The following is a 12287-nucleotide window of genomic DNA, read 5'->3' on the forward strand; positions in this document are numbered from 1 at the left end:
AAGTTCTATTTTACTTAGCAGAGTTATCGCGACGCTCAGCAATACGAGCAGCCTTACCACGCAAAGCGCGCAAGTAGTACAGCTTAGCGCGACGAACGCGACCGCTACGAACCAGCTTAATCGAATCGATAGCTGGAGAATGAAGTGGGAAACGACGCTCAACACCAGTGCCGAAGCTCACCTTACGAACAACGAAAGTTTCACGCACGCCAGCACCCTTACGAGCAATCACAACGCCGGTGAAAGTCTGAATACGAGTGTTGTTGCCTTCCTGAATCTTAACGTTGACGTCAACGGTATCGCCAGGACGGAAAGCTGGAATTTCTTCAGCAGCCTTAAGATGCTTAGCATCAAATGCTTCTACAGCATTTACCATAATATTCCTCCATCGCCGCCGCATATCGACGCATAGTAAGCGTTAGCAACAAATGTGCTACGCAAATCTTTCCCCAAAAAGTTCGCTTTTTAGGGGACTTCCGATCCGCGCAATCTTAAATAAGAAGCGACTAGACCTAAAAGATAAAAGAACTATGCGGCATCCCTTTATCGAAAGCATACAAGTACCAAATTTATGCTCAATAATGGACATTATTGAGCATAATTCCGCACTATTCCGCACTATTTCAGCGCACAACTCCATCGAGAGGAGCAGTTTCAACTGTACGAGTCAACTCGTCATCATCAGCGTCATAATCAAACAACTCGCCGTAACGACCCCAGCTAATTGCAATATCAAACTGCTGACGCGCCAAAGCATCCGTGTGCTTACTGCGCAACAAATCCAAAATCAGCTCGCCACGAAGCTTTCCGTTACGATTCCTACTCAAAGCTTGATCAATTGCGTGCACAAGAGGCGCATGTTCAATCGCAAGACGAGCAAAAACTTGCTTACTGTGCAAAATATCGGCATTATGCCACTCTTCACCCTCAGAAGTGATAGTAATATGACCATTTTCTGCAGTAAGCAAATTAAGCATCGTGCCAGCATCAACAAGTGGGAACAAATCATCAATCTCAAACGACAAATCAGCTGCCAAATCAGCCAAATCAATGCCATCTGGGCTTTCAGAAATCACGTCAAGCAAACCAGCCATACCACCTGGTGTAGCGTTTGGAAGCAAACGAACAGCCACAGGCTCTGCCTTTGTCTCACCTGCTTCAGCTTCATCCTCACTTTGCTTATCTTCATCTTCATCGTCATGGTGGCGCTGAATAAGCATATCTGCAATTGCTGCAGCTTCGTTATCTTCAGCATCTTCATTAGTTGCATTATTTGCTTGATCTTGAGAATCAGCATCTTCGGAAGCGTCTTGCTCTGCAGTGCTTTCTGGAGCAGAACCAGTCAAAATAGCATACAGATTATCAACCATCGCTTCAAATTCAGCACTGTGCTTATCTCGAGGACGAGACAAATCAACATTCACATCAGCAATTAAGTGACCTGGATGAGATCCAAGAACCACAACACGATCAGCCATTTGCACAGCTTCTTCAATATTGTGCGTCACAATAAGCACAGACTTAATATCTCGCTCCTCGCTAGACCACAACTTAAGAACTTCCTGTCGCAAGTTTTCAGCAGTAAGCACATCGAGAGCAGAGAACGGCTCGTCCATAAACAATGCATCCGGTCTCAGCACCAACGCGCGCGCAATACCAACTCGCTGACGCATACCGCCGGAAAGTTCCTTAGGATACGCTGTTTCAAAGCCGTCCAAACCGATTGCGTCAATTGCAGCTAAAGCAAGCTCAGTACGCTTTTCTTTACTAACACCTCTAGCACGCAAGCCAAGTTCCACATTGTCTTGTACTGTAAGCCACGGCATAAGAGCGAAGGTTTGAAATACGATTGCAACCCCTGGGTTTGGACCTGTCAGCTCGCGTCCGCGATACGTTACTGTGCCTTCTGTTGGCTGCACAAGACCAGCCATTGTGCGTAGGAAAGTTGATTTTCCAGCACCAGAGCGTCCCAATATTGCCACGATTTCACCTTCGCGAAGAGTGAAAGAAATATCGTGCAAAACGTGCTGAGTAGTGCCACTGTCAGAAGTGAAGCTTTGACTGATGTGCTTTGCGTCGATAATATCGCTTGTAATTGAGGATTGCACTTTTTTTGCATTGCTCTTTAAAGTATTCATAATTTTGCCAATCTTTTTCATAAAATTTTGTTATTTTAAGCGATTTATTAGTAAATTTATTAGTCGATTTGTTAGTCGATTTGTTAGTCGATCTAATTCAATACGTAACGTTTTTCGGAAATACGTTGCATTGGCGACCAGAATAATCGGTTGCTTAAAACAACAATCAAGCTCATAACAGTTACGCCAACTAAAGTGCGCGCAGAATCTCCTAAAGTGGTTGCATTAGTAATATATGCGCCCAAACCCTGAGTTTCCATGTGGTTCTTTCCATATTCCACAATCTCAGACACAATCGAAGCATTCCAAGCACCGCCTGCAGCTGTAATACCGCCAGTGCACCATGAACCGAAAATAGACGGCAAAATAAGCGTCTTCCATCGCAAAGTACGATCCAAGCGGAAGCTGCGCGTCATTTCACGCAAATCATCAGGAATAGCACTAGCACCTGCAATAACATTGAACAAAATGTACCATTGCGTACCAAGAGCCATCAAAATAATACTTCCCCAACCAAGATCAATATGCCAGGCCATAAACCAAGCCATAGCAAACGGGAAGATGAAGTTTGCTGGGAAGCTAGCAAGAATTTGCACTATAGGCTGCATAATACGCGAAATCTTAGGATTCATGCCGATTACAACACCAACAGGAACCCAAATAAGCGAGCTTATTAAAATCAACGCAGCAACGCGCATAAAAGTGATGCCACCAAGCATGCCTGCAGTAATAAACTCATGCAAACCCGCAGTTGTATACACAAAGTAAAGCATATGGGCGGCGCCAGCAGCCACAATAATTATCATAATAACGTTAAATACCCAATCACCAAGCTTATGCTGAGCAGCCTTATGAGGCCACTTGGAGCCTGTGCGACCGAATGGGCGCGTTATTTTTTCAAGCCACTCGCGAATTGGCAAAAACAGTTTACTAATAACTTCATCTGCATGAGAGTGACGAATAAGAGTCAAAATAGCACTGTGACGCTCATTATCAGATGCGCTTTGCGTAATGCGGAAACGCTCAGCCCAAGCTGTAAGCGGTTTCCACAAGAAGAAGTCAAGTGCCAAAACAACAATCACCATCGACAAAATAGCCCACCAAATAAGACCAAGCTTATTTTCAGCAGCAGCTTGTGCCACAAAACTACCGATGCCAGGAAGAGCATAAGTGTGATTATTTACGGAAATCATTTCCGAAGCTGTAAGGAAGAACCATCCGCCTCCAACAGACATCATACAATTCCAAAGCAGCGGAATCATTGCGTTAGGCATGTCTAGCACCCAGAAACGTTGCCAATGCGTGAGTTGCAAACTACGAACTGCCTCATCCAGTTCCTTTGGCTCGCTGAGCAGCGAACGGTGGAACGAAAAAGTCATATTCCATGCTTGACTCGTAAAAATAGCAAAAATCGAAGCGGCTTCAACACCAAGCATTGATCCAGGAAAAATTACCAACCAAATAGTGACAGTTGCCGAAAGGAAGCCAAGAATTGGAACTGATTGCAAAATATCTAGAAGAGGAATAAGCACCTTGCCAAGCCTACGACTGCGAGCTGCAAGAGAGCCATAAACAATAGTAAATATAAGAGATGCAACTAATGCGATCAGCATGCGAAATACTGAGCGCAAAGTGTAGTAAGGCAGATTGATTAAGTCCGTGGATACCTTAGATGGTATGCCACTTGGACCAATCGGCTGATTTATGCGCTGAATAAGGAAGGCAGTTACGCCAAAAACGGCAATAATGCCAACGCACACAATAATATCCGACCAGAAACGAGTGTTCTCGTCGACTTGCACACCTGCGCTTTCTTTGCGCGAAGTTGTAAATACGGTCATAATAAAGTCCTCGAATAGGCAATAAGTGGGTTCACCTTCGTGTATTTTTTATTTCTATTCATTTATTACGCAGATATCTATTGAGATTTCTATGCGGATTTCTATTTAGATTTTCGTAAATTCTTGCGTAAAGATCTGCGTAACTTTTCTTGTGTAAATTCTTGCGTAGCCGTATCACCATTGATTACGTTACAGGCGCAAATAACTAGAACTCACGTTTTAACTTCGTAAATTATATTTCGCAAGTTGTATTCGTAAGTTATATATTTCGCAAGTTTTGCAACCTAAATTCGATGATTGCCGGCTTCATATATTCAGGAGGAACATCCGAACTACTACTGCCAATAGTGTCGGAGCCTTCATCAGTACGAGTACTAGAATTATGGCTTTTACTGTCATGTTTCACGGCAAATCACCTCCTTAAGTTAGTGCGCTGCCGGCGCAAATCTTCATCATTGAATCGGAGGTTTACAAGAGAACAGAGACGCACCAAAACACACAAATGCATGTTAAGCGTGCCACGTCGTTCAAGCTTCAGCTTCGCAGGGCGGTGGCGTTGCATTAGTCGAAGCCTTAAATTCGACAACGACTGTTAACCAGCGTGCAGTGTCTCCACTGTGTTGCGGCAGCAACCCTTATCCCCGTGGTAGCCTTACCTACCGACCGTGCTCATTATAAATTATTGTTGCAGTTGTGTCAATATGCAGCAAAACACATTGCAATGCACTTGAGACCTATAAAACTCAGCGACAGATGCTAAACAAAAAGTCTCTTGACGAATTAACGCCAAGAGACTTATAAACCAACAATCACTAAAAACGATTGCCTATATGACTACTATCTTACTTGCGATGAGCGCGATAGAAGCGAATCAAGCTCTGCGTAGAAGCATCCTGAGCTGCCAAAGCTTCATCATCCTTAGAAATTGCAGGAGTAATCTGCTTTGCAAGCTGCTTTCCAAGCTCCACACCCCACTGATCGTAGGAATCCAAGCCCCACACGGTACCTTCAACGAAGGTGATGTGCTCGTAGAGAGCAATCAACTCACCCAAGCTAAATGGAGTCAAAGCATCGCCGAAAATGGACGTGGTTGGACGGTTGCCCTTGAACACGCGAGCTGGCACAATCTCCTCTGGAGTGCCTTCAGCGCGAACTTCATCAGCAGTCTTGCCGAAAGCAAGAGCCTTAGTCTGTGCAAGATAGTTGCCCAAGAAGAGCTCGTGCACATCCTGATCGCCATCCTTAGTAGGATTTGGCGTGTTCACGAAAGCAATGAAATCAGCTGGAATAAGCTGAGTGCCCTGGTGAATCAACTGGTAGAAAGCGTGCTGACCGTTGGTGCCTGGCTCGCCCCAGAAGATTTCGCCGGTTTCGCTTGTTACAGGAGTGCCGTCCCAGCGCACAGACTTACCGTTGGATTCCATGGTGAGCTGCTGCAAATAAGCTGGGAAGCGGTGCAAGTACTGATCGTATGGAAGCACAGCGTGAGAAGCAACCTTGTAGAAATTGCGGTACCAAACGTTGAGCATACCAAGAAGCACAACAACGTTCTTCTCGAATGGAGTCTCAGCGAAGTAGGTATCGATTGCGTGGAAGCCCTTCAAGAACTCTTCGAAACGCTCTGGACCGAGGACAACAGCCAAAGAAGTGCCGACAGCGGAATCCACAGAGTAGCGGCCGCCAACCCAGCTCCAGAAGCCAAAAGCGTTGGTTGGGTTGATGCCGAACTCTTCAACCTTCTCAAGGTTGGTGGAAACAGCCACGAAGTGCTTAGCAACAGCTTCAGCCTTCTTTGCGTCGCTTCCGTCAATAGCACCGCACTCCTGAAGCTTGTTCAGCAACCAAGTGCGAGCGGTACGAGCATTGGTCAAAGTCTCCAAAGTGGTGAAGGTCTTGGAAACAATGATGAACAAAGTGGTTTCTGGATCCAAATCCTTGGTCTTTTCTGCCATATCGTTTGGATCAATGTTAGAAACGTAGCGAGCGCTGATGCCGGCGTCAGCGTATGGCTTCAAGGCTTCGTAAACCATGACTGGACCCAAATCGGAACCGCCAATACCAATGTTTACAACAGTCTTGATGTTCTTGCCGGTAACGCCCTTCCAAGCGCCAGAACGAACTTCGTTAGCAAAATCGTAAATGCGACCCAACACTTCACGCACGTCTGCAACGGTATCTTGACCGTCAACAATGAACTTGCCAGCATCCTCTGCAGGACGACGCAAAGCAGTGTGCAAAACTGCACGATCTTCAGTATTGTTAATGTGCACGCCGGTGTACATTGCCTTAGTGCGCTCGTCAAGCTTGACTGCCTTTGCAAGGTTTGCGAAAAGCTTAAGAGTTTCAGGCTTAATTAAATTCTTAGAAAGATCGAAGTGGAGATCTCCAGCTTCGAAGCTCAACTTATCCACGCGATTTGCGTCCTCGGCAAACCACTTCTTCAGGCAAACGCCTTCTGATTGCAACTCGTCGTAATGCTTCTGCAATGCAGCCCACTCTGGGGTTTTTACGGCGTCAACTGGCGGATTGATGGCCATTGTAAGGTCCTTTCATTTCTTCAACTGACGTGACAGCAACCGTCACTATAGTCCAATTCACAAGATACTCACAAAAGCAGACAGAAACACGCGAAGCTTAACACAAAAATGAACACAATCACACTGATAATTTACACATAAAAATTTGTAGTTTGAGGATGTGCAGTGCCCCAAACGCGCGCAACCTACCCTGCATTTGGAGGGTTATCTGTGGTTTATCACTCCAAACGCGAGGAAATTATCTCACATTTGGAGCATTATCTATTGCACGACGCGCCAAATTGGACAAATTCAAAAATATGATATATAGTGTTTGATTTGTGCGCGAGTCGCGAATGCGTCTCGGGCAACATGCCACTTTAGCTCAGTCGGTAGAGCGTCTCCCTCGTAATGAGAAGGTCGACAGTTCGATTCTGTCAAGTGGCTCTCTGACTCACTCGAGTGTATTAATACTTTTGATTTGTTTTTATTCGCTCGATTGTTTATATGAGTCTATGCGCGAGTGGCGGAATGGTAGACGCGCAGGATTTAGGTTCCTGTGTCTTACGACGTGTGGGTTCAAGTCCCATCTCGCGCACGAAATTTTTCGCTTATTCAGTAATAAATAATGCCTGCAACTCCGGCAAAAGTGCGCGCAAAGCATTACCTCTGTGCGAAATAGCATTCTTTTCTTCTTGAGTCAGCTCTGCACTAGTCAAACCTTTCATTTGCACACCATCGCGAATAGGCTGAAAATCTGGCACAAATAGCGGATCATAGCCGAAACCATTAATTCCGTGCGCCTCGCGCAACAAGTGACCAACCATTTCTCCGACTCGAACAGTCTCAAAGCCGTGAGAATGCGACATAACACTGCCTTCAGGAACCTCACTGCACCCATCCGGAATAGCAAGAGCTGCAGCACAACGAAAACGAGCAGTACGACATTGATCTGGGATATCAGAAAGTTGGCGCAAAAGAAGCTCATTATTAGCTTTATCATCTCCATGCACACCACTCCACCTAGCAGAAAGAATACCAGGGGCAGCACCAAGCACATCAACGATAAGACCCGAATCGTCTGCAATAGCGGGATAACCTGTTCTTGCAGCAACATCACGCGCTTTGAGCAAAGCATTCTGTTCAAAAGTCACGCCAGTTTCCACAGGATCAGGCAAGCCAAGAGAACCTGCAGTTACTAACTCGAAACTGTCTGCAAGTTTCGACAATTGCTCCTCTAAAATTTGCTTGATTTCAACGAGTTTTCCCTCATTATGTGTTGCCACAATAAGCTTCACGCCCGTTCTCCTTCAATCTCTTCTATTTTGCTAAAGCGGCTTTTTGAGCAGCTTGCAATTCGCGATTACCTTTAGTTGCCAAATCAAGTAACGTATTTAATTCGTCGCGATTAAATGGACGATGTTCTGCAGTGCCCTGAATTTCAATGAAAGTACCGGAACCTGTCATAGCTACATTCATATCTGTCATAGCTTGACTGTCCTCAACATAAGGCAAATCCAGCATAGGAGTGCCGTTAATAACGCCTACAGAAACAGCGGAAATAGAATCCTTAATAACATTTGCAGCAGAGCGAATATGACCATTCTTTTCTGCCCAATGAAGCGCATCTACCAAAGCTACATAAGCTCCAGTTACGGAAGCAGTACGAGTTCCACCATCCGCTTGCAACACGTCGCAATCAATTTGAATCTGGCACTCACCCATCGCTTTCATATCGACTACACCGCGCAAGCAGCGACCAATAAGACGACTAATTTCGTGAGTGCGACCACCAATTTTTCCACGCACAGATTCGCGATCAGTTCGCTCAGCTGTTGCTCTAGGAAGCATAGAATATTCGGCAGTTACCCAACCCAAACCGGAATCTCTACGCCAACGAGGCACACCAACCGTAAAAGTTGCGGTACACATTACGCGCGTATTGCCACACTCAATAAGCACAGAGCCTTCAGGAACATCAGTAAATTTACGTGTTATGTGCACAGGTCGGAGCTCGTCAACATCACGACCGTCAACGCGAATTGGTTTTACAGATTCCAACATATCCTTGATTTGAGTCATACCTCACAAATTTAGCACGTGGCTGTTATCTTCTATTTCATCTTCTTAGCACGCAGCAATTTTGTACTAAAGCTGCTCAGAAAGCTCCATCCACTCATCCTCAAGAGCACTTGCTTCTTGCTCGTTTTTTTGGAGATCTTCGTTAAGAGATTGAAGTCCAACAAAGTCACTTGGGTTATGCGCAGCCATTTGCGCTTCAATTTGCGACTTTTCTTCTTCAAGCTTTGTAAGTTTTCGCTCGATTGCTGAAACTCGCCTTGCAGCATCGTGATAGGCTTTGCCGGTAAGTTTGGGCTCAATTACTGTACTTTCTGAACTTTCTTTAGTTGTAGAATTTGCAGCACTCGAAGCATTCGCAGTACTTGAAGCGCCAACAGTACCAGTAGTACCACTACTATTTTCGTGATCGCGTTGCAGTTTTTCTACAATTTGCAAATACTCATCTACACCGCCTGGAAGGTGACGAATTTTGCCGTCAATAAGCGCAAATTGCTGGTCTGTTACGCGCTCAAGCAAGTAGCGATCGTGCGAAACAACAATCAAAGTGCCAGGCCAAGTATCGAGCAAATCTTCCATAACTGCAAGCATGTCAGTATCGAGATCGTTTCCAGGCTCATCCATAATCAGCACGTTTGGTTCGTTTAGCAAAATCAGCAGCAGCTGCATACGTCGCTTTTGACCGCCCGAAAGATCCGCAATTGGTGTCATAAGCTGCTCGGGCTTAAAACCAAGCCTTTCCATAAGCTGACCTGGGGTCACTTCTTTGCCGTCGATAATATAGCTAGGCTTATAGCGACTTAAAACTTCTTTTACTTTATATTTTCCAAGCTTTTCAAGCTCTTCTAGCCGCTGCGAAAGCACGGCAAATTTTACAGTCTTGCCAATATTTACGTGTCCAAGCGTAGGCTTTAGAGATCCGTCAATAATGCTTAATAATGTTGATTTTCCTGCTCCATTCGCACCCACAATTCCAAAACGATCGCCTGGACCTATAAGCCAAGTTGCATCGTCTAAAATCATGCGTCCAGTAATAGTTTTGCGCGATGCAGCTGAAGTTTCTGCAATGTTTTCTGCGCTCGTAGCAGTACTTTCCGAAGTATTTTCCGCAGAATTTTCAAGAGAATTTTCTTGATTTTCGTCAACGGCAATAGTAACGCTTCCTACGTGAGTTGGTTGCGCAAAAGCAGATTCTACAATATCGACTTTATTTGATTTTTCTGCATTCGATTCAGACGAAGATGCGCTTTCTGCAATATCCGGATCGATATTTTTTAGCTGCTGAGCGTTGTCGAAAATTTGCGTAACGTCAATTAAATCAACAACTTGCTTACCAAGACGCGAAGTTGCCATTTTCTTCAATTCAAGAGTGTCTCTTAGCGGCGGCACATCTGCAATAAGCTCACGCGCTTGCTTTACGTGGAACTTTTGCTTAGTAGAACGCGCACGAGCACCCCTGGAAAGCCAAGCTAACTCTTTTCTCGCCAAATTCCTGCGACGCTCTTCGCGCACATCCGCTTGGCGTTCGCGCTCCACGCGTTGCATCATATAAGCACTATAACCACCCTCGAAAGGATCAATTACGCCGTCGTGCACTTCCCACATCGAAGTGCAAACCTCGTCCAAGAACCAGCGGTCGTGCGTCACAATCAAAAGCGCACCTTGACCGTCCTGCCAACGGTGAAGAAGATGCTCTGCAAGCCAATGAATCGTCACAACGTCCAAATGATTCGTAGGCTCATCCAAAGCCAAAATATCCCAGTCGCGCAACAATAATCTTGCTAAATCTGCACGTCTGCGCTGACCTCCAGAAAGCGTGCCTACTTTTGCTTCCAAATTTATGCCGCCTAGAAGCGCTTCTACAATTTCGCGCGAACGCTGATCTGCAGCCCACTCGTAATCTTCGCGATTTTCAAGAGCAGCCTCGCGCACAGTTGCGTTATCGTCCAATGGATCGCGCTGATCCAACATGCCAAAAGTAAGCCCTCCGCGCTTCGTAACGCGACCAGAATCAGGTTGCATTTTACCGGCAAGTAGTCGAAGTAGCGTTGACTTTCCGTCGCCATTTTTTCCAACAATACCGATTCTGTCACCTTCAAAAACTCCAATAGTAACGTCTTTAAAAATCGTTTTTGTAGCAAATTCTAGCGAAACTCGTTCTAATCCCAAATCATACGTAGGCATAATCCACAAATATAGCTGAACACTTATACGAAAGGGTATAGAAGGAATATGGAAAAATGCGATTGCAAATGCGAACGCGAAGCTTAAAAGCGCTTGTGTTGGTAGTAGGACTATAATAATACGTGCTATGAAAACTCAGAACAATCAACAGAATCAACAGAATATGCAGAGCAAACACAATCAAAATAATCAAAACAACTCGCATGTGCAACACAACGAAGATGGAGTTTTGAGATTAGATGGCGGTGAAACACGTCCTGGAGACCCAACGCAGGAACTTTTAAACGCTTTAGGCACAACTATTTCGCCGGATCTTTTGGTAGAAGCACTCACCCACCGCTCGTTCTCGCACGAGCATCCTGGCACACGAAATTATGAGCGACTTGAGTTTTTGGGCGATGCTGTGCTTGAGTTAGTTTCCACAGAAACGCTGTTTTCTGCACATCCAGACATGACTGAAGGTCAGCTTGCGAAGATGCGAGCGAAAGCTGTGTCTGAATGGGCGCTTTCTGCTGTTGCGCGCGAAAAGCTGCATGTTGGCGCGTATATTCTTCTCGGTCGCGGAGAAATGGAGCAGGGCGGAAATAATAAAGATTCAATTTTGTGCGATATTGTTGAAGCGCTTATTGGTGCAACTTTTGTTGAACATGGAATTGATGAAGCTCGCAGAGTTGTGCATCGTTTGATTGACGACACTTTGGCGGAAGTGCTAACTGAAGGACCAGCTCTCGATTGGAAGACTTCGCTTACAGTCAAAGCTCACGATATGGGTTTGGAAGATCCAGAGTATCGAATGGCTGTTTCTGGGCCAGAATACGCTCCAGTATTTGAGGCTCGCGCGGTTTTGGCACATAAGGATGGCGACGAAGTGTTGGGAGTCGGAAGTGGCTCTAGCAAACGAAAAGCGCAACTCGCAGCCGCCGAAATCGCTTGGCACGCACTCGACGCGCGTGTGAGGAAATAAATCCCCCAAAACTCGCGCCACAACAAGCAAGAGCGGAGCGCTGTCCTCACGGCTAATTGCCGCTCGGCTGAGCTTGCGTGGAAAGTCCACTGGACTTTCCATCTGAGCAAGCTCACGCTCCGAGTTGCTTTCGCGAGCACAATGCTGCGCGAAAGCAGGTCGTCGCGCAAGCAACCCCACCCCTCACAGCCACAATACGCAAGAAAAAGAAAAACCCTGCCACCCGTCGATGGCAGGGTTTCTATTAATAAAACCTACTTGGTGTGCTCGGAGCGAATAGCTTCACGATAAACACGACCACGGAAGGTTCCGCAAGATGGGCAAGCCATGTGTGGGAATGCCTGAGAACCGCAGTTCGGGCAAGTCACAGTCTGCACGGCAGACGCCTTCCAATTAGCGCGACGCGAATGCGTATTAGCACGCGAGGTCTTGTACTTAGGCAGTGCCATAATTCTTTCCTCTATTTCATTCAATCGATTGAGCTTAAGCGTTCTGTATATTACAGCAAGCGCCGTACAAATTGCTAATTTACGTGAACTTGAGTGAGATTTAAGCGAAATCTGTT

General features: G+C 45.8%; 10 protein-coding genes, 2 tRNA genes and 1 riboswitch. Of the genes, 3 read left to right on the top strand and 9 right to left on the bottom strand.

Features of this window, described 5'->3' with window-relative positions; genetic code table 11:
* Positions 1–10: 10 nt before the first annotated feature.
* The 5 genes from rplS to pgi all read right to left on the bottom strand — a co-directional run bounded on the left by rplS (position 11) and on the right by pgi (position 6516).
* A complete protein-coding gene (rplS, locus tag HXT39_RS05180) occupies positions 11–376 on the bottom strand; it encodes a 50S ribosomal protein L19 (RefSeq protein WP_004105329.1) in 366 nt (121 codons plus the stop codon).
* Between the two features lie 247 nt (positions 377–623).
* The gene (locus tag HXT39_RS05185; RefSeq protein ID WP_033888635.1) at positions 624–2138 is read right to left on the bottom strand and encodes a nitrate/sulfonate/bicarbonate ABC transporter ATP-binding protein; all 1515 of its coding nucleotides are present in this window, start codon (positions 2136–2138) and stop codon (positions 624–626) included.
* A gap of 92 nt (positions 2139–2230) precedes the next feature.
* Positions 2231–3979 carry an ABC transporter permease gene (locus HXT39_RS05190; protein ID WP_102703374.1) on the bottom strand — a complete coding sequence of 583 codons (1749 nt, stop codon included), beginning with the start codon at positions 3977–3979 and terminating at the stop codon, positions 2231–2233.
* Positions 3980–4238: 259 nt separating this feature from the next.
* Complete coding sequence (locus HXT39_RS05195) at positions 4239–4385, bottom strand: hypothetical protein (protein WP_004110294.1); 147 nt, start codon at positions 4383–4385, stop codon at positions 4239–4241.
* A 104-nt stretch (positions 4386–4489) separates the two neighbouring features.
* Positions 4490–4650: riboswitch (M-box (ykoK) riboswitch) on the bottom strand.
* Between the two features lie 171 nt (positions 4651–4821).
* Positions 4822–6516, bottom strand: coding sequence for a glucose-6-phosphate isomerase (gene pgi, locus HXT39_RS05200; protein ID WP_004110292.1), 1695 nt, complete (start codon positions 6514–6516; stop codon positions 4822–4824).
* Positions 6517–6869: 353 nt separating this feature from the next.
* Between pgi and HXT39_RS05205 the strand changes: the two genes are divergently transcribed.
* A tRNA-Thr gene (locus HXT39_RS05205) sits at positions 6870–6942 on the top strand.
* A gap of 70 nt (positions 6943–7012) precedes the next feature.
* Positions 7013–7093, top strand: a tRNA-Leu gene (locus HXT39_RS05210).
* A gap of 13 nt (positions 7094–7106) precedes the next feature.
* On the opposite strand, the gene HXT39_RS05215 is transcribed toward HXT39_RS05210, so the two are convergent.
* The 3 genes from HXT39_RS05215 to HXT39_RS05225 form a co-directional block, all read right to left on the bottom strand.
* Positions 7107–7793 (bottom strand): non-canonical purine NTP pyrophosphatase, encoded by a 687-nt coding sequence (locus tag HXT39_RS05215; protein WP_012913874.1) that lies wholly within the window; start codon positions 7791–7793, stop codon positions 7107–7109.
* A gap of 22 nt (positions 7794–7815) precedes the next feature.
* The gene (rph, locus tag HXT39_RS05220) at positions 7816–8577 is read right to left on the bottom strand and encodes a ribonuclease PH (protein ID WP_012913873.1); all 762 of its coding nucleotides are present in this window, start codon (positions 8575–8577) and stop codon (positions 7816–7818) included.
* Positions 8578–8643: 66 nt separating this feature from the next.
* The gene (locus tag HXT39_RS05225) at positions 8644–10758 is read right to left on the bottom strand and encodes an ABC-F family ATP-binding cassette domain-containing protein (RefSeq protein WP_102703373.1); all 2115 of its coding nucleotides are present in this window, start codon (positions 10756–10758) and stop codon (positions 8644–8646) included.
* 127 nt (positions 10759–10885) lie between these two features.
* On the opposite strand from HXT39_RS05225, the gene rnc reads away from it, so the two are divergent.
* Entirely contained in the window at positions 10886–11722 is an 837-nt protein-coding gene (gene rnc / locus HXT39_RS05230) for a ribonuclease III (RefSeq protein WP_102703372.1), read from the top strand.
* Between the two features lie 254 nt (positions 11723–11976).
* Here rnc and rpmF read toward each other — a convergent pair whose 3' ends face one another.
* Complete coding sequence (rpmF, locus tag HXT39_RS05235; protein ID WP_004574042.1) at positions 11977–12171, bottom strand: 50S ribosomal protein L32; 195 nt, start codon at positions 12169–12171, stop codon at positions 11977–11979.
* Positions 12172–12287 lie beyond the last annotated feature (116 nt).

The sequence above is a fragment of the Gardnerella sp. DNF01159 genome (assembly GCF_049244215.1).
Classification (GTDB): domain Bacteria; phylum Actinomycetota; class Actinomycetes; order Actinomycetales; family Bifidobacteriaceae; genus Bifidobacterium; species Bifidobacterium swidsinskii.